Here is a 17,226-nt window from a genome sequence, read left to right on the forward strand (position 1 = left end):
GTTGTGATTGTCACCAATGATTTAGAGGTGCGCGTAGGCGCACGTACCCTTCTTAATGCCCCCGGCCAACTCCTGCGCGTACAGCCAGGCGACCGTATTGGACTGGTGGGTCGAAACGGTGCGGGCAAGACTACCACCATGAGGATCCTGTCTGGCGAAACCCAGCCTTTTGGCGGATCTGTCACCACCTCCGGAGAAATCGGATACCTGCCTCAGGACTCCCGAGAGGGCAATATTGAACAGACCGCGCGCGATCGTGTTTTGTCTGCTCGTGGCCTTGACCAGCTGCGCGCTGATATTGAGCGCCAGCAGGAAATCATGGAAACCACCAGCGATGAAGGCAAGCGCGACGCCGCTATCCGCAAGTACTCCCGCCTGGAAGAGCAGTACCAGGCACTTGGTGGTTATGAAGCTGACTCTGAGGCAGCCCAGATCTGCGATAACTTGGGCCTTGAGGCCCGCATCCTCGATCAGAAACTGAAGACCCTGTCCGGCGGCCAGCGCCGCCGTGTGGAATTGGCGCAGATCCTTTTCGCCGCCACCAACGGCTCAGGCAAGTCCAAAACCACCTTGCTTCTCGACGAACCGACCAACCACCTCGACGCTGACTCGATTTCTTGGCTGCGTGGATTTTTGTCCAAGCATGAGGGTGGATTGATCATGATCTCCCACGATGTTGAGCTTTTGGAAGCCGTCTGTAACAAGATCTGGTACCTGGATGCCGTTCGCGGTGAAGCTGATGTTTATAACATGGGCTTTGCCAAGTACAAGGACGCACGTGCAACTGATGAGGCTCGCCGTCGCCGTGAGCGCGCCAATGCTGAGAAGAAGGCAAGTGCGCTGAAGGACCAGGCTGCGCGCTTGGGTGCTAAGGCTACTAAGGCTGCTGCTGCAAAACAGATGATTGCTCGTGCGGAAAAGATGATGGGCAGCCTCGATGAGATTCGCGTTGCTGACCGCGTGGCTCATATTTCCTTCCCTGAGCCAGCTCCTTGCGGCAAGACTCCGCTCAACGCCACTGGCCTGACCAAAATGTATGGTTCTTTGGAAGTCTTCGCCGGCGTTGATCTCGCCATTGACAAGGGCTCCCGCGTGGTTGTGCTGGGATTCAACGGTGCTGGTAAGACCACCTTGCTGAAACTCCTTGCGGGCGTGGAACGCACCGACGGCGAGGGCGGTATTGTCTCCGGCCACGGCCTCAAGATCGGCTACTTCGCCCAGGAACACGACACCATCGACCCCGACAAGTCCGTCTGGCAAAACACCATCGACGCCTGCCCGGATGCCGACGAGCAGGATCTGCGCAGCCTTTTAGGTGCCTTCATGTTTACCGGCGAGCAGCTCTCCCAGCCGGCCGGCACCCTGTCCGGCGGTGAGAAGACCCGCCTGGCCCTGGCAACGCTGGTTTCCTCCCGCGCCAATGTTTTGCTTCTCGACGAACCGACCAACAACCTCGATCCAGTTTCTCGTGAACAGGTCTTGGACGCTTTGCGCACTTACACCGGCGCCGTTGTACTGGTGACACACGACCCTGGAGCTGTTAAGGCTTTGGAGCCAGAGCGTGTGATCGTACTTCCTGATGGCACCGAAGATCTATGGAATGACCAGTACATGGAGATCGTGGAGCTGGCTTAGGCTGGCCTGCATAAACAGAGGTCAAACCCCTTAAAATAGGGGGATATATCCCGCAGATATCCCGCACGCTCACCGCACCAAATATCGCAGCCCGAGTCACATCATCCGACTTGGGCCATAGGTGCGTGTGCTTGTCCAGATTTTCCTTCTCACTCGAGTGTCTGCTTGATTGGGCGACTTCGGTGGTGAGGCGGATTGACGTAGGCTCGTCCCACCACTGAACCCGCCAGACTGGGCTTCGTTCCATCAAACGCTATGCAAGCAGAAGTAACTTATCTTTTACTCCGTCGTCGTGCCCTTTAGATGATGAGGGAATTTTTGACCTAAAGGTGCTTTGAATTGGAGTTACCTAAAGGGGAATAATTGAGTGAGTCTTTGTAGCATATCTATGAACTAGAGTAAGTGGATGCTGCATGCCTTCATTGACGAATCTGAACATAAAGACAAGTACTTTATTCTCACGGCATTAATTGTGAGAGATGAAGATCTAGTAAAGCTAAACCAAGAACTGGATTCTCCCATATTTGAGTATGCAAGGTCAGTGAATACGATGTTCGATGCTGAACTCCATGGTTACGATTTGATACAGCAGAAAAATGATTGGGCTGGGATACCTATTAAGATGTCAGTCTCTATCTATAAGAAAGCGCTGGGCATTATTAATCAATATTCCTGTGCGCTTTTCGTCGAGACGATCGATCGGGAAAGGCAACGGAGTAAATACACCCACATTTACAATCACCGAACGATTGCAATTGGGTTTATCCTGGAGCGTTTTCACGAATACGCTTCTAAAGTAGGTGAAGAAGCAACTACCTATCTGGACGATCACTACACGGCGCCTGAGGGTAGGAAAGAGTTTATTCAATATAAATCTTTGGGAACTTTTGGGTATAAGAGCTCTAAGTTGTCGACCATCAAAGAATTAGACTTCTATGATTCAAGAACCTTAAGAGGACTCCAGGCCGCTGACCTTTGTTGTTATGTATACCAGAGAGTACTTGTCACTAAGGAAGCGAATACCCGCGTGATAAAGCTTCAAGATCAATTGTGGAATATTGTTGGTGAAATCCGAAGTGCTGGCAGGCAGCGCATTTGGGCTTAGATGCACGAAACCCCCGCTCGAGGCGGGGGTTTCGGCAATGCGGAGTTGCCTACTGGGACAATCTCTACTTCTTCGATAATATGCCCGTTTCGGAAAATAGACAAGATCTTATCAAAATGAAAAGTCGAGAAAGACATTAGATAACCCCTGTATGTCGCTTATGGTTGTCTAAGGTCAAGATACCTGAGTAATGGGTCGGCGAGTTCTTTTCGGGTGTGGATGAAGAACATCGACTAATGGCTAAAGACCCTTCATAATGATGATTAATGAGCAACCAGTGATTGGCCTTTCGGGACGGGGTAAACGGTTCGATAAGGTCCTATTTACTCTCCTGCATGAGGTCGCTCACATCCTTTTGGGACATCTCAGTAACAATGGGGACGTCATCCTTGTTGATCTTTCAGCAGTAAGTGCTGACTACGAAACTGAGGCAGATCAGTTAGCTAGTGAGCTTTCGATTTCCGGGCAATTACCTGCTGTTCCTGATCGTGTGAACTCCGCATGGATTGAAAAACATGCTGCTGACCTAGATGTGGCTCCAATTATTCTCGTTGGGCGACTTTCAAAAAGAGGGAAGACTTTCTTGGAAAACTACCTTGGTACGCAACGCCCCAAATATGGTTCAATACTTGGAAAATTGGAAGGCTCCACTTCCGGCTTGAGCAAAGCGCAATGAAGGCATCTTCAACAGGTTAAAGTGAAAAGAAAATGCTCCAAAAAACTTCCGGAAGCAGTCCAAAGAAGTCAACTCTGCCCAGGGAGTCACAGGGCTCTTAGCTATGGATTTTGAATAGGAACACTTGCCCATGCAACACCCAGAGCTGTCCTATCCGCACCACCTGCGTCGTCTCACCTTGCGTTTGCTAGAGGGGGAGACACCGGCCAATTTAGGCCTCAAGGGATGGCAGATTGACGATCACTCAATTGTCATTGGCCAGGGTGATCAGTGTTATATCGATGCTGTGCGGCGTCTAAAAAGTGGGCAGGTGCATGCAAATGCGCGGATAGAGGTGGTAGGAACCATCGACAAGGGTGAGATCATCAGCCTAAAATTTGCCGGGAGCACCTCGCAATGTGAAATCCTCGAGCTAATTCAGCATCCAACACGCTCAGTAATGGTCTACGGAACGGTGGAAGGTCATGTGGAAAAGGGGGAGGAGGCCTTCGAAATCTCCCTTGATGATAATGACCAAGTACATGGCCGAATAGTGGCTTTCTCCCAACCAGCACGCTGGTGGGCATGGCTGGGCAACTGGGCAGTGCGCCCAACTCAACTGTGGATCACCCAGCGTTACCTAGAGGGCATGATCCCTCCAGGCAACGAGGAACAAAAAGCTAGTTCCTAAAACCGTGGACCGGGGCTGGGATAAAACCGCCACGGTTAATAAAGTCGCGGTTGGAAACTGTATTCACAGGGATAACTGGTGCGTAGCCGAGGAGTCCACCAAAGTCCACTTCATCTCCCGGTACAGTGCCCGGAACTGGAATAACTCGCACCGCAGTGGTCTTATGGTTCATCACTCCGATGGCAGCTTCATCTGCAATCATGCCGGAGATGGTTTCTGCTGGAGTATCACCTGGAATAGCGATCATATCCAGACCCACTGAGCAGATTGCAGTCATTGCTTCGAGCTTGTCAATAGAGATGGTGCCTGCGCGAACGGCGTCGATCATGCCCTTATCCTCAGAAACAGGGATAAATGATCCAGATAGCCCGCCGACGCGGGAACATGCCATCATTCCACCTTTCTTTACGGCGTCGTTAAGCAATGCCAGCGCGGCGGTGGTGCCGTGCGTGCCTACCTGGTCTAACCCCATGACCTCTAAAATATTGGCCACTGAGTCGCCGACCTCGGCGGTCGGCGCCAGGGAGAGGTCAACGATGCCGAAGGGGACGCCGAGGCGCTCGGAGGCCATGGCGCCGACCAACTGCCCCGTGCGGGTGATTTTAAAGGCAGCTTTCTTGATTTCCTCGGCAACTTGGTCAAGGCTCGCGCCCTCCATATTGCCAAGCGCGCGGCTGACCACACCAGGGCCAGAGACACCCACGCTGACCACGCAGTCTGGTTCTTCAATGCCGTGGAAAGCGCCAGCCATGAAAGGATTATCGCCCACAGAATTGGCAAAAACCACCAGCTTGGCGCAGGCAATGGCGGAAGAATCAGCCGTTAGTGCTGCAGCTCCCTTGACCACACGGCCCATTTCCTTCACGGCGTTCATATTGATGCCGGCACGGGAGGAAGCAACGTTGACCGAACCGCAGACCACATCGGTCTCGCTAAGGGCTTCAGGGATCGAGCGGATAAGGCGAATATCCGAGGTGGTGCCACCTTTTTCCACCAAAGCGGAGTATCCGCCGATAAAGTTCACGCCAACTTCCTTGGCAGCCTTATCCAAAGCATGGGCAACATCGGCGGGATTACCCTTGCAACCCGCGGTAACCAGCGCAATTGGGGTGACCGAGATGCGCTTATTGACAATCGGAATGCCCAGCTCGCGCTCAATTCCTTCACAAACCTCTACCAAGCGCGCAGCTTGGGTGGCTACGCGATCATAAACCGCCTGGCAGGTTTCTTCCATGGTGTTGCGCGCGCATTCCAGCAGGCTAATACCCATGGTGACAGTGCGGATATCCAGGCGATACTTCTCAATCATCTCGATGGTATCCAGGATGCCCTTGGTGGAGCGATCATTAAAACCTGAGGTAGACATAAAATTAGTCATAGATTTTTCAGCGCTTCCTAGATCTCATTGACGGCGGAAAACAGCGCTTCCGACTGAATTCTGATGACCAAGCCCTGCTCGGCTTCCACCGGTTTCATCTTTTCCTGCAAAGTGGCGATATCCACGCGGTTTTCATCAAAGCCAATATGCAAAATCATGGTGAACCACTGATCCATAATGGTCTGTGACACATTGTGAATATTGACGTCCAACTCGGCCAACGCTGTGGAAACCGCAGCAATAATTCCGGTGTGATCCTGTCCGGTGACAGTCATAATTGCAAACATATTTTAATGCTACAGCCCCGGGCGGACACGAACCTTTGGGTATATCATCGGGCGCATGAGCAAAAAATTTGATGGGGTACCTAGCATCTTCCATTCTCTCCGCGCAGATTGGCTCGATCTCAGCACTGAGCAGCGCTTTCCCATTATCGGTGCGGTCCTTGCAGAACTATCCGGCAAAATCGCTACCTGGATTTCCCTCTACCGCCGCCCCGCAGAAAAAATCCGCGGACCAAAGTGGGTGTGGTTCCTTTTGACCTTCATCAACGGCATCGGACCAGCGTTGTACTGGAGTTTCGGCAGAAAGAAATAACTGGCGCTACGGTGGGGAAGTATGAGTAATTCTTCTAAAGTTCTGTTCATTGGCGGCCACGGCAAGGTTGGATTGCTGGCAACCCCTTTGCTTGTCGACGCCTCCCTCACCGTCACTTCTCTCTACCGCAATCCGGACCACCGCGCTGAAATTGAAGCGCTCGGGGCTACGCCCCTAGAGCGCGATGTCACCGAACTCAGCGTTGATGATTGGGCCGAACTGCTTAAAGATTTTGATGTTGTGGTCTGGAGTGCAGGCAATGGTGGCAAGGCCGGCGCCGATGCCACCTATGCGATCGACCGCGATGCGGCCATCGCTTCTATTGATGGGGCAGCACAACTAGGTGAGGACGCACCGCGTTATATCATGATCAGCTATATAGGTGCCACCAAACACACCATTGACCCAGCTGACTCCTTTTACCCCTACGCCGAGGCTAAGAAAGCTGCGGATGAGCACCTGGCAACCTCCGGTCTGGATTATTTGATCCTCGGTCCCAGTGCACTCACTATGGATGAAGTATCGGGCATTGAAGTGATTGACGATACCAGCGAGGCTGCCGCTGGACGCAGCACCTCCAGAATCCTCGTCGCTGAAGTCATCGCAGAACTCGCCGCCCGAGATTCCTTCCCCGAGGCTAAGGTGCTGCCATTTGTTGATGGCACTGCACCAGTGAGCTCTATTTAAACCAGGTGCTCTGCACCATCTGTTGAGCGGGTGCCTGCGCAAACTTCCACAAAGTTGCGCAGCACTCGATTGGCGTAAATGGAATCTACGCTGGGGAGACTAGCGATAATGTCTTCATAATCGCTAGGGGAGAAATAGCCGTAGTCGGCATAAAAATCCATTCGATTTTTCATGCCCACGGCATCCATATCCGCGTGAAACTGCACTGACCAGGTGGTCTTATTAGCGCGCAGCATTTGAATCGGGCAGGTCGGGCCAGTTGCTAGAACCAAGTGGCCCGGTGCTGCCTTGATGGCATTTTCCGTGTGGCCGGTAAAAGAAGTAAAAGTATCAGGCAGATCCCTTGTCAACACATCTTTTTTGCCCGCATCGGTTAAGAGCACAGTAGTAGGACCGGAAGGCTCAGGGTGGGTGCGACCAACTTCTCCACCTTCGGTAAAGGTTAGGAAGGTATTTCCATAACAAATAAACATCGTGGGCAGTGGCTGCTCGATAAGAGATCTGAGCTCTTTGTGTACGTGATGCTGCCAGGGGCTGTATTCAAAATTGGTGGCGTTAAGGGGACTACCGCCCACAATGACACCATCAAAACCTTCTAAGCTGCCGATAGTCGTTTCCGTAGTATCGAGCATTCGGGAGGTCAGTTCTTGGGGCTTAAGTCCAGTCGCCTGGAGGAAATCTCGACGTTCAGCAGCCGCAACTGCTTCACCTTGACGGGGTTGAACTAATAGAACTGAAACCATACCGCTTAGTCTAGTTCGTTTGTACTAAATTAACGAACTAGGGTCTGTTTAATCCGTTCGGCGCACGGAATTTTCTACCAAATCCAAGACCTCTGAAAGTCCATCGGTGGGAGCGCCGGTGGCTAGACGAGAGATAAAGCCATCCATGACGGTTTCCAAATAGGTATGAAGTACTTCGATGGGGACGTCGGTTCGCATTTGGCCTTTGTCCGCATTTCTTGCCAGGCGAACTCGAACTGCTTCATCCAGCACGCTTTGGTGATCCACCCATTTAGCACGAAAAACTGGGTCGGTACGAAGCTGCTTGGAGATCTCTAGCCGAACGGACATCCAGTCATAGCGTTTTGGATCCTCGAGCATGCCACGCATAACTTCTACGAGACCATTTTCCGAAACCACCTCTGCCATGCGAGCAGCGTCTTCACGGGCGAGGGCTAGAAAGAGTTTTTCTTTGTCGCCAAAGTGATGGAAGATCGCGCCTCGGGATTTACCGGTGGCTTCTTCCAAACGCCGTACAGTTGCACCTTCATAGCCGTGTTCTGCGAAGCATCGTCGGGCACCTTCGAGAATTTCTTGCCGACTATTAGTGGGTTTTTCACCGCTTGCAACGGTCACGATTGACTCCTTGTGAAGGGGGATGGTGGGAAAATGGGCGTAGCACTAAGGGCCCCACCAATTAAGAGCATGACCATTAAAGAATCATGGCCTTGAAATGATGGGGCCCTTGTGGTGTTGGTGTTAGCGGAGAAAACTCAACTAGCACCAACGTTTCGCGAGCTTCTAATTACTTAGAGCTAGCTGCCATCTGACGCAGAACGTACTGCAAGATGCCGCCGTGGCGGTAGTAGTCAGCCTCACCGGGGGTGTCGATGCGAACGACTGCGTCGAACTCAACAACATCGCCATTTTCCTTGGTAGCGGTGACCTTAACAGTCTTAGGAGTGGTGCCCTCGTTAAGAGCAGTCAGTCCGGTGATGTCGAAGGTCTCGGTGCCATCAAGTCCGAGGGACTCGTGGGACTCGCCTGCAGGGAACTGCAGTGGGACAACGCCCATACCAATGAGATTGGAGCGGTGAATACGCTCGAAGGACTCAGTGATAACTGCGCGAACACCGAGCAGGTTGGTGCCCTTTGCGGCCCAGTCGCGAGAAGAACCGGTGCCGTATTCCTTACCACCAAGAACAACCAGTGGGATGCCAGCTGCCTTGTAGTTAACGGAAGCGTCGTAGATGAAGGCCTGTGGGCCACCCTCCTGGGTGAAGTCGCGGGTGTAGCCACCTGCGATGTCAACCAGCTGGTTCTGGAGGCGGATGTTAGCGAAAGTACCGCGCATCATGACCTCGTGGTTACCGCGCCTAGAACCCAGGGAGTTATAGTCGTGGCGTGCAACGCCGTGCTCATCCAAGTACTGCGCAGCAGGGGTGCCTGGCTTGATGGAGGAAGCAGGGGAGATGTGGTCGGTGGTGACGGAGTCGCCGAGCTTAGCAAGAACGCGAGCGCCCTTGATGTCGGTTACAGCCTCAGGCTCGACTGGCATGCCGTCGAAGTAAGGTGCCTTACGGATGTAGGTGGAGTTCTCATCCCACTCGAAGGTGTCGCCGCTAGGAACGTTGAGTTCCTGCCACTGCTTGTCACCCTTGAAGACGTCAGCATAGTCAGCCTCATAGAGCTCACGAGAGATAGCCTGCTGGATGGTCTCTTCGATTTCCTCGGTGGAAGGCCAGATGTCCTTCAGGAAGACATCGTTGCCATCCTGGTCCTGACCAAGGGCATCGTTTTCGAAGTCGAAGTCCATGGTGCCGGCGATTGCGTAAGCAATAACCATGATTGGGGAAGCCAGGTAGTTCATCTTAACGTCAGGGGAAATACGTCCCTCGAAGTTACGGTTACCGGACAGAACTGCGGTAGCAGCTAGATCGTGCTCGTTAATAGCAGCGGAAACTTCCTCTGGCAGTGGGCCGGAGTTACCAATACAGGTGGTGCAGCCGAAGCCGGAGAGGTAGAAGCCCATGGCCTCTAGGTCCTTCCAGAGGTCTGCGCGCTGGTAGTAGCCGTCGACAACCTGGGAACCTGGTGCACAAATGGTCTTAACCCAAGGCTTGGACTTCAGACCCTTTTCTGCAGCCTTACGTGCAATGAGGCCTGCGCCGATCATCACGGAAGGGTTAGAGGTATTGGTGCAGGAGGTGATGGAAGCAATTGCAACCATGCCGTGGTCGATGGTGTACTCGCCACCCTTAGGGGAGCTAACGGTTACTGGGTTAGAAGGACGACCTTCGGAGGTGGTAGCCAGGGACTCACCCTCGCCAGCCCAAGAAGCGTTGTAGTTATCAAGGTTTTCACCCTGATCCTGTGCGCCACCTTCATTGTCCATGCGCTTTGCAGAGATGGAGTTGTCGGTGGAGATTGCGTCGTTGGTGTAGGTAGGCAGATCCTTACGGAACTGCTCCTTAGCCTCAGAAAGCAAGATACGGTCCTGAGGACGCTTTGGACCTGCGATGGAAGGAACGACGGTGGACAGGTCGAGCTCGAGGTACTCAGAGTACTCAGCCTCAACGGTGTCTTCGTCCAGCCACATGCCCTGAGCCTTTGCGTATGCCTCAACAAGAGCGATCTGCTCTTCTGGGCGGCCGGTGAGGCGGAGGTACTTGGTGGTCTCTTCGTCGATTGGGAAGATCGCACAGGTGGAGCCGAACTCTGGGGACATGTTGCCAATGGTTGCACGGTTAGCCAAAGGCACAGCCTTCACGCCAGAGCCGTAGAACTCAACGAACTTCTGAACTACACCGTGGTCGCGGAGCATCTCGGTGATGGTCAAAACGACGTCGGTTGCGGTAACGCCAACTGGGATCTCGCCGGTGAGCTTGAAGCCAACAACGCGTGGGATGAGCATGGAGACAGGCTGGCCGAGCATTGCTGCCTCAGCCTCGATGCCGCCAACGCCCCAGCCGAGGATGCCAAGGCCGTTTTCCATGGTGGTGTGGGAGTCGGTACCGATACAGGTATCAGGGTATGCAACGCCTTCGTTGTCGAAGACGACGCGTGCCAGGTACTCGATGTTGACCTGGTGGACAATGCCGGTTCCTGGAGGAACTACGCGGAAGTTGGAGAAGGACTCAGAACCCCAACGGAGGAACTGGTAGCGCTCTTCGTTGCGCTCGTACTCGATCTCAACGTTCTTTGCCAAAGCATCGGGACGACCGAAAGCTTCAACGATAACGGAGTGGTCGATGACCATTTCAGCAGGGTTTAGTGGGTTGACGTCATTAGGATCGCCACCCAAGGTTGCAACTGCTTCACGCATGGTAGCAAGGTCAACGACGCAAGGAACGCCGGTGAAGTCCTGCATAAGAACACGTGCAGGGGTGAACTGGATCTCAACGCTTGGCTCAGCGGAGGCATCCCAGTTAGCGATTGCTTCGATGTGTTCGGAGGTGATGTTTGCGCCATCCTCGGTGCGCAAAAGGTTCTCTCCAAGAACCTTTAGGGAGTATGGCAGCTTCTCCATGCCGGGCACTGCAGAAAGGGCGAAGTAGTCATAGGACTTGTCGCCAACTTCAAGGGTGCTTTTAGCATTGAAGGAGTTCTTGCTTTCAGTCACAGTGAGCTCCAATTCTAACTTTTCCAGGGTGAGATTCCCTCCTCGGCCTTGCTATGGGCGGGGACGAGATGGGAAAAACTTCAGATTCTTCCGGCGGACATGCCATTAAAGAACCCTACGTCTCAATTATCCTAACAGTACGAGCGTTCTGGTGTGCAAGATGGGTAGTTTATTAATCTAATGTGAGGCCAAAATGCTGGGCTGATACATTGGTAGTTGTCTCCTGGCTGGGGATATGTAAAAAGTTCCAGCTTCTCAATGGGGCGGGATGTGACTTCCTTCCACCCCCAAAATTACCCCCTGTCATCGTGGGGGTGCGTCGTATATCGCTCTTTTATTGGAAGGCTTAACCTTGATTCCTGAAGATGTAAATATCGCAGAATTGGCAGCGGACCTTAAAAAGGACGCGATTGCGATCGGCCCTCAAACTACCGCAAACTATCCTCAGCTTCAGCAGGATCTGGCGCAGGTTGTTGATAGGGCAGAAGGTGGAGATTTTGGCAGTGTGGGGTTGGTTTATTTAGATCACACACCTGCGGTGACCTCAGATCTGAGAGATATCGCACAGGAGCTGCTAAATAGTACTGACTATGAGACGATCGTAGTGCGCGCACCGGCTTCAGGGGCGGTGGTTAGCGATGTGCATTCCCGTGCGGTTTTGGAGATCGGACAAAGTGATTTGCTGGCTACCAATGATTTTGTCGCCGGAGCCGATGCGTTGATAAGCGATGTAACACTTTCGAGTGTTGCTGCTATTGATTGGGCTACGGTGACAATTATGGGAGCGATTGTGCTGATTGTGGCGATTGCGATAATTGCAGCGGGGCAGTGGGGGTTGCGTCGAAAAGCGAAGTTTTTGAACAGGTCAAGCATTGAAGCTTGACCTTGGTTGGGGTGGCTGAGCGGCGCTTTTTAAGGTGTAAAACAGATAAGAATCACCCAAACCAAAAATGTGATGAAGCTCACTTAAAATAATCGATTAAGGAAAACTGCAGGCCAGCACGTGCAAATAGTTGCACGTGCTGGCCTTTTGTTATGTAACTGATGTTAATAATGTATCAAAAGTTATCTACGTGACTTAAGGTTCAAATATCGACTCACGGGTCGTCTTTTAAAACTTTAGGCATCTTTAGTCACAGTGGTTTTCTAGGTTTCAGACTTGAAAACATCCACTTGTTCACTGGATTTTCAGTGTTTTCGGGCAATCGGGGAAGTTTGCTGCGGAATGTGGACGGGCTGCAGATTAAATATGTGTGAAGTTGGGAAGGGCGACTCGCGTTTGCATGGATGGCAGGCTTTTCGAAGATTCAGCCCTAAATTTCTAGTGTGCAGGGTTGACTTTGGGGAGAATCGGATGGAACAGGAGATCACGTGGGCAAACGAGAATCAGGTCGTCGAGACGCACGAGCTGCGCTGAACCGTACCCAAAAAGTGGCAGGTATTGGCGCGGTATCCAGAGCACTTTTGGTTGTAGCTATTGGTGGCAGCCTGATCGCAGGAGTTACCCCAGCGATCGCTCAACCAGTGAATCCAGATGACGCCACCATTGCTCAAGCAGAGCAAAACGCGCAGGCCGGCGATGGGGAAGTCGCTCGCCTAGCAGCTGCACTATCTGCGTCTGAGGCAGAAATTAACCGCCTTGAGCTGGAAATGGGCGCCTTGCGCGAAGCGGTTAACAAGGATCTTGTTGACCTCCACGATGCCCAGGCACAAGCCGAGAAGGCGCGCCAAGACGCTAGCGCTGCCAAGGCTGCACTTGATGAGTCACAGCGCCAAATCGAAGCCGCCCAAGAACGCCTGAATGAGATCTCCCGTTCTGCCTATCGTCAAAATGGCACCACTCGTGGCATCTCAGGACTGGCTGGAACTGAGGCCAGTGAGGATGCGCTTGATCGCCAGACCTATTTGCGTACCACTGCTGAAAAAGAACAGGCTGCAGTAGCCGAGCTTGATAAGCTGCGCACCGAAAATGCCAACAAGGAATCTGAGCTGCGTGAGGCGCGTATTCGCGCAGAGCAGCGCGAAGCTGAGGCTGCTGAAAAGCAACAGCAGACCCAGAACGCAATTGAAACCAACTCGGCGCAGATTGCAGAGCTCAACAACAACCGCACCACCTTGGTTGCACAGCGTGATGAGGCTGAGCAAAACTTGGCTGCAGCACGTGCTGCAGTGCAACAGCTCAACAGTGACCGCGCAGAGTATCAAGAATTCCAGCGCGCTGAAGAAGAACGAAAGCAGGCGGAGGCAGAAGCTGCCGCAGCAGCTGAACAAAAACGACTAGCCGATGAAGCTGCAGCAAAGGCCGCTCAAGAAGCAGCTGCCGCGCAGGCAGAGCAAGCAGCTCAGGCCGCGCAGCAGGAGTCCAATGATCGGGCATCAGCCCAAGCGAAGGCTGAAGAAGCCAAGGCTGCTGCTGCACAGGCTCAAGCTCAGGCGGATGCTGCAGCTGCGGATGATGCAGCAGCCAAGGAACTTCGTAACCAGGCTCTGGCAGCAGCGACCGTGGCGGCCGCTGCTGTTGTGGCAGCATCCCAGGCTGATCACGCAACCACAGAAAATCCTTATCCAACCGGTGAGGACGCGGAAGCTGCAGATATTGCTGCACTCCAGAGCCCTGCTGTGGCAGCACGCACCGCTCCAAATACCGCCGCAACTGAAGCCACAGAAGCTCCAGAAGCGGCAGATCAAGCTTCCGAGAGCACTACTGAAACTACCACTGAATCAGCGCCTGCAATTGGGAGCTCAGATTCAGCGTCAAGCGACGCCATCTATACCGAAGACGACTACTACGACGATAGCGTTTATAACGAAGGAGATTCCTCCCTCGATGATCTTTCGGATGTCACTGACGGTGCATCAACCATTGTCACCGGCGACCGCGCAGCCAAGATTGAAGCAGTGATTGCACGTGGTATGAGCCAGCTAGGTGTGCAATATGCCTGGGGTGGCGGAGATGCCAACGGCCCTACCTTGGGTATTCGTGACGGTGGCGTTGCTGACTCTTATGGCGATTACAATAAGGTCGGTTTTGACTGCTCTGGTCTTACCCTTTATGCCTTTGCTGGTGTGGGCATTGCTCTGCCGCACTACACCGGTTATCAGTATGAATATGGAACCCAGATTCCAGCCGCTCAAATGGAGCGCGGAGACCTCATTTTCTATGGTCCTGGCGCCTCTCAGCACGTTGCCATCTACTTGGGTAATGGCCAAATGTTGGAAGCTCCAAACTCCGGATCTGTAGTTAAGGTTTCTCCAGTTCGCTGGTCTGGCATGACCCCGAATGTGGTTCGTCTGCTCTAATAACTAAACCATTCCCCAGATCAAAAGTGCTTTATGCACAATCAACCAAAAGTTGTTAAGCTTCTTGGCATGAATGTTCGATCTTCGGATTCCTATGACGCCCTCCTTGTGCTCTCTTTCGGTGGCCCCGAAGGACATGAGGAGGTTCGTCCATTTTTGGAGAATGTCACCCGCGGCCGCGGAATTCCGCCGGAGCGTCTTGATGAAGTGGCTGTGCATTATCACCACTTTGGCGGTGTGAGCCCCATCAACCAGCTCAATCGCGAGATCATCGCCAATGTCGAGCGTGAGCTGACACAGCGCGGCATGGATCTGCCCGTTTATTTTGGCAACCGAAATTGGCTGCCCTATGGCACCGAAGCTGCCGATCAAATGGCTGCTGACGGCGTAAAAAATGCCCTCGTTTTGGCTACTTCTGCGTGGGGTGGCTTCTCTGGCTGTAGGCAGTACCAAGAAGATATCCAAGGCATGGTGCGGCATTTGGAGGAGCAAGGTAAGGAAATTACCTTCACCAAACTTCGCCAATTTTATGATCATCCACGTTTTATCCAGCAAATGGCTGATTCGGTGCGGGAATCTTTTGGAAAGCTACCAGCTGAGCTGCGTGCAGAAGCACGCCTGGTGTTTACCGCGCACTCCATCCCCACGGCTGCTGATAACGCCTCTGGCACCCCGGAGGATGGCCCGCTCTATTCACAGCAGGTCCGCGAGGCCTCAGAACTTATCGCGCAGGCTGCAGAGATCGCAGATTTTGATCTAGTCTGGCAGTCCCGCTCGGGCAGCCCAGAGATTCCTTGGCTCGAGCCCGATATAGTAGACCACGCTGTTGACCTTAATGAGAAGGGGCAAAAAGCCCTTGTAGTCTGCCCTGTAGGCTTTATTTCCGATCATATGGAAGTGATCTGGGATCTTGATTCAGAGCTGATGGAAGAGGCGGAAAAGCGCAATATGCTGGTCGAACGTGTCGCCACTGTTGGCCCCAGCGAGTCTTTTGCAGCGCTGGTTGTCGACCTCATTGAAGAGGTTGAGCTCAAGCGCACCATCGAAAAGCTTGGCACCTTGCCAGCTCGCGGATGCACCGTTAATGGTGCATCCTGCGCTGAAGGCTGTTGCACCATCCGCAAGCGCCCAGCCGCTTAGTTAGCTGCCCTCGCAAATTCCGCGAGGGCATAACTCACGCCCGTGATACGCGCGGTTCGAATATGCCGCCACAGTCCAATGAGTTGCGGATCCAAACTGTGATCACCAATGGTGTCCTGCACCGTCTCAATAATCGCTGCCACACGATCGGCCCGCGCAAAAAGCTTGGCACTGCGATCCGGAACCGCATAAGGCAAACCCGGTGTGTCATAAAAATCCGAGAGTGATCCAACTTTGAGTCGCGGGTTTTTCAAAGATTTCGGGGCAAGTGAAGCATAGGCACTTGACTCAATGATGGCTGCTGCTTCTTCCGTCGCCCGCGACAACAAGCGATCAGCCTCCCCTGGCGAAACCTCTGCACCCGCCGGCAGCAAGCCCTCCACCTCAACTAAATCCCAGGTGGTGCCATCTGCCTCGCGCGTAGGTATCAGGGCAAAACTTTTAAGCTTATCGACGCTACGTAGCAGCAGCGCACCCTCTGGTGAGAGGCTTACCCGGCGTGCAGCATCTGTGCCTGCCGGCACAGCTGGCGCATCTCCAGGCCCGCTGAGCGCAAGATTGATGACGGGCGTGCGGAAGGGGGCGTCGACAAGCTCTTTGGTTATCTCTTTAATTTCTCTTAAAAGATCAAGTAAACCGCCACCGGCAAAAGTGTGGGGGCCACCGAGATCAACAAAGGCGTCAATGACATCCTCGGTGGGGACGAGATCATAAATCCAGGCGCCGAGCCACACGGCGGTATTTTGTAAAGGCGAATATACCTGCGCACGAATATCCATAGTGATTGGGTAGTGTAGCGCACCACTTCGCTAGGGTTAATAACTATGAGTTTCTCTGATCCTTATGCAGGCGATATCCTTGGCGGCCATTCCCGGAGCAGAACTCCGGAGTACCCAAATATTCCCGCGGAACCGGGCTTAGTGGTGGAAGTTCGTGGTGATGGCTTTGTAGGTGCCGTGGTTGGATTTGAACGCACTTATGATGGCGACTTTGTGCGTTTGGAGGATCGTCGAGGTAGGGAAGCACTCTATAAGCTACGCAAAGGCGCATTTATGGTTGATGGACAGATTGTGAACCTAACGCGATTTGTCCCCAAACAAGCTCCCCAAAAGTCCAACTCTGGTTCCAGGCGAGTTGCCAATGCGCAAGCCAAGGTTGCTGCACCTTCGCGCATTTGGGTTGAGGGTATTCACGACGCCGCCATCGTGGAAAAGGTGTGGGGCCACGACTTGCGCGTGGAAGGCATTGTGGTGGAGTACCTCGAAGGTCTTGATAACCTGCCTGAGCGTCTGGCTGAATTCCAGCCGGGCCCGGGTCGACGTGTGGGCGTGCTTGCCGATCACCTGGTAGAGGGTTCAAAAGAAACTCGGATGACGCGTGCACTGCCGGCAGATGTGGCCGTGACTGGTCACCCATATATCGATATTTGGGCTGCGGTAAAGCCTGAGCGATTGGGGCTAAAAGCCTGGCCTCAGGTTCCCTATGGCGAGGACTGGAAAACCGGAATCTGCCGCCGTGTGGGCTGGTCAGACCCTAAAGAAGGCTGGAATCGTGTCTACAATGCTGTGAACTCCTTTAGAGATTTGGACTACACCCTCATCGGTGCGGTGGAGCGATTAGTGGACTTTGTGACCAATCATGACCTCAGCAAAGAAGATGTTCTGGCCTAAAAATATTCCTGCCACTATTAAATA

General features: G+C 53.2%; 16 protein-coding genes. 10 read left to right on the forward strand and 6 right to left on the reverse strand.

Features of this window, described 5'->3' with window-relative positions:
* The first annotated feature begins 3 nt into the window (after positions 1 to 3).
* The 4 genes from SFC07_RS08175 (at position 4) to SFC07_RS08190 (ending at position 4,086) form a co-directional block, all read left to right on the forward strand.
* Positions 4 to 1,635, forward strand: a complete 1,632-nt coding sequence (locus SFC07_RS08175; protein WP_411207746.1) for an ABC-F family ATP-binding cassette domain-containing protein — start codon at positions 4 to 6, stop codon at positions 1,633 to 1,635.
* A 406-nt stretch (positions 1,636 to 2,041) separates the two neighbouring features.
* Entirely contained in the window at positions 2,042 to 2,740 is a 699-nt protein-coding gene (locus SFC07_RS08180; protein WP_411207747.1) for a DUF3800 domain-containing protein, read from the forward strand.
* 256 nt (positions 2,741 to 2,996) lie between these two features.
* Positions 2,997 to 3,416, forward strand: a complete 420-nt coding sequence (locus SFC07_RS08185) for an ImmA/IrrE family metallo-endopeptidase (protein ID WP_411207748.1) — start codon at positions 2,997 to 2,999, stop codon at positions 3,414 to 3,416.
* 130 nt (positions 3,417 to 3,546) lie between these two features.
* A complete protein-coding gene (locus SFC07_RS08190; RefSeq protein ID WP_411207749.1) occupies positions 3,547 to 4,086 on the forward strand; it encodes a DUF1990 domain-containing protein in 540 nt (179 codons plus the stop codon).
* Here SFC07_RS08190 and SFC07_RS08195 read toward each other — a convergent pair.
* On the reverse strand, positions 4,076 to 5,464 hold the full coding sequence (locus SFC07_RS08195) for a PFL family protein (protein WP_411207750.1): 1,389 nt from the start codon (positions 5,462 to 5,464) through the stop codon (positions 4,076 to 4,078). The two genes, SFC07_RS08190 and SFC07_RS08195, sit on opposite strands and share 11 nt — an antisense overlap.
* A gap of 17 nt (positions 5,465 to 5,481) precedes the next feature.
* A complete protein-coding gene (locus SFC07_RS08200) occupies positions 5,482 to 5,751 on the reverse strand; it encodes an ACT domain-containing protein (RefSeq protein ID WP_411207751.1) in 270 nt (89 codons plus the stop codon).
* Between the two features lie 55 nt (positions 5,752 to 5,806).
* On the opposite strand from SFC07_RS08200, the gene SFC07_RS08205 reads away from it, so the two are divergent.
* Both SFC07_RS08205 and SFC07_RS08210 read left to right on the forward strand, forming a co-directional pair.
* Positions 5,807 to 6,061, forward strand: coding sequence for a PLDc N-terminal domain-containing protein (locus tag SFC07_RS08205; RefSeq protein ID WP_411207753.1), 255 nt, complete (start codon positions 5,807 to 5,809; stop codon positions 6,059 to 6,061).
* Positions 6,062 to 6,082: 21 nt separating this feature from the next.
* Positions 6,083 to 6,748 carry an NAD(P)H-binding protein gene (locus tag SFC07_RS08210; RefSeq protein WP_411207754.1) on the forward strand — a complete coding sequence of 222 codons (666 nt, stop codon included), beginning with the start codon at positions 6,083 to 6,085 and terminating at the stop codon, positions 6,746 to 6,748.
* Here the strand turns inward: SFC07_RS08210 and SFC07_RS08215 are convergent.
* The 3 genes from SFC07_RS08215 to can form a co-directional block, all read right to left on the reverse strand.
* Positions 6,745 to 7,491 carry a glutamine amidotransferase gene (locus SFC07_RS08215; protein WP_411207755.1) on the reverse strand — a complete coding sequence of 249 codons (747 nt, stop codon included), beginning with the start codon at positions 7,489 to 7,491 and terminating at the stop codon, positions 6,745 to 6,747. The two genes, SFC07_RS08210 and SFC07_RS08215, sit on opposite strands and share 4 nt — an antisense overlap.
* A gap of 48 nt (positions 7,492 to 7,539) precedes the next feature.
* Positions 7,540 to 8,106, reverse strand: a complete 567-nt coding sequence (locus SFC07_RS08220; protein ID WP_411207756.1) for a TetR/AcrR family transcriptional regulator — start codon at positions 8,104 to 8,106, stop codon at positions 7,540 to 7,542.
* Between the two features lie 169 nt (positions 8,107 to 8,275).
* The gene (can, locus tag SFC07_RS08225; RefSeq protein ID WP_411207757.1) at positions 8,276 to 11,092 is read right to left on the reverse strand and encodes an aconitate hydratase; all 2,817 of its coding nucleotides are present in this window, start codon (positions 11,090 to 11,092) and stop codon (positions 8,276 to 8,278) included.
* Between the two features lie 352 nt (positions 11,093 to 11,444).
* On the opposite strand from can, the gene SFC07_RS08230 reads away from it, so the two are divergent.
* The 3 genes from SFC07_RS08230 (at position 11,445) to SFC07_RS08240 (ending at position 15,532) form a co-directional block, all read left to right on the forward strand.
* Positions 11,445 to 11,975 (forward strand): DUF6676 family protein, encoded by a 531-nt coding sequence (locus SFC07_RS08230; RefSeq protein ID WP_411207758.1) that lies wholly within the window; start codon positions 11,445 to 11,447, stop codon positions 11,973 to 11,975.
* A gap of 488 nt (positions 11,976 to 12,463) precedes the next feature.
* Positions 12,464 to 14,392, forward strand: a complete 1,929-nt coding sequence (locus SFC07_RS08235) for a DIP1281 family NlpC/P60 protein (RefSeq protein WP_411207759.1) — start codon at positions 12,464 to 12,466, stop codon at positions 14,390 to 14,392.
* Positions 14,393 to 14,461: 69 nt separating this feature from the next.
* Positions 14,462 to 15,532: a ferrochelatase gene (locus SFC07_RS08240; RefSeq protein ID WP_411207760.1), complete on the forward strand. Its 1,071-nt coding sequence runs from the start codon at positions 14,462 to 14,464 to the stop codon at positions 15,530 to 15,532.
* Here the strand turns inward: SFC07_RS08240 and SFC07_RS08245 are convergent.
* Entirely contained in the window at positions 15,529 to 16,311 is a 783-nt protein-coding gene (locus tag SFC07_RS08245; RefSeq protein WP_411207761.1) for a hypothetical protein, read from the reverse strand. The genes SFC07_RS08240 and SFC07_RS08245 overlap by 4 nt on opposite strands.
* Before the next feature lie 45 nt (positions 16,312 to 16,356).
* Here SFC07_RS08245 and SFC07_RS08250 point away from each other — a divergent pair, with 45 nt between their 5' ends.
* A complete protein-coding gene (locus SFC07_RS08250) occupies positions 16,357 to 17,202 on the forward strand; it encodes a DUF3097 domain-containing protein (RefSeq protein WP_411207762.1) in 846 nt (281 codons plus the stop codon).
* Positions 17,203 to 17,226 lie beyond the last annotated feature (24 nt).

Source organism: Corynebacterium callunae (genome assembly GCF_046592015.1).
Lineage (GTDB): Bacteria > Actinomycetota > Actinomycetes > Mycobacteriales > Mycobacteriaceae > Corynebacterium > Corynebacterium callunae_A.

Excerpts from the sequence above, each read along its gene's own strand:
- SFC07_RS08180 (WP_411207747.1), top strand. The coding sequence starts at position 2,042 with ATGCTGCATGCCTTCATTGACGAATCTGAACATAAAGACAAGTACTTT.
- SFC07_RS08185 (WP_411207748.1), top strand. The coding sequence starts at position 2,997 with ATGATGATTAATGAGCAACCAGTGATTGGCCTTTCGGGACGGGGTAAA.
- SFC07_RS08190 (WP_411207749.1), top strand. The coding sequence starts at position 3,547 with ATGCAACACCCAGAGCTGTCCTATCCGCACCACCTGCGTCGTCTCACC.
- SFC07_RS08195 (WP_411207750.1), bottom strand. The coding sequence starts at position 5,464 with ATGACTAATTTTATGTCTACCTCAGGTTTTAATGATCGCTCCACCAAG.
- SFC07_RS08200 (WP_411207751.1), bottom strand. The coding sequence starts at position 5,751 with ATGTTTGCAATTATGACTGTCACCGGACAGGATCACACCGGAATTATT.
- SFC07_RS08205 (WP_411207753.1), top strand. The coding sequence starts at position 5,807 with ATGAGCAAAAAATTTGATGGGGTACCTAGCATCTTCCATTCTCTCCGC.
- SFC07_RS08210 (WP_411207754.1), top strand. The coding sequence starts at position 6,083 with ATGAGTAATTCTTCTAAAGTTCTGTTCATTGGCGGCCACGGCAAGGTT.
- SFC07_RS08215 (WP_411207755.1), bottom strand. The coding sequence starts at position 7,491 with ATGGTTTCAGTTCTATTAGTTCAACCCCGTCAAGGTGAAGCAGTTGCG.
- SFC07_RS08240 (WP_411207760.1), top strand. The coding sequence starts at position 14,462 with ATGAATGTTCGATCTTCGGATTCCTATGACGCCCTCCTTGTGCTCTCT.
- SFC07_RS08245 (WP_411207761.1), bottom strand. The coding sequence starts at position 16,311 with ATGGATATTCGTGCGCAGGTATATTCGCCTTTACAAAATACCGCCGTG.
- SFC07_RS08250 (WP_411207762.1), top strand. The coding sequence starts at position 16,357 with ATGAGTTTCTCTGATCCTTATGCAGGCGATATCCTTGGCGGCCATTCC.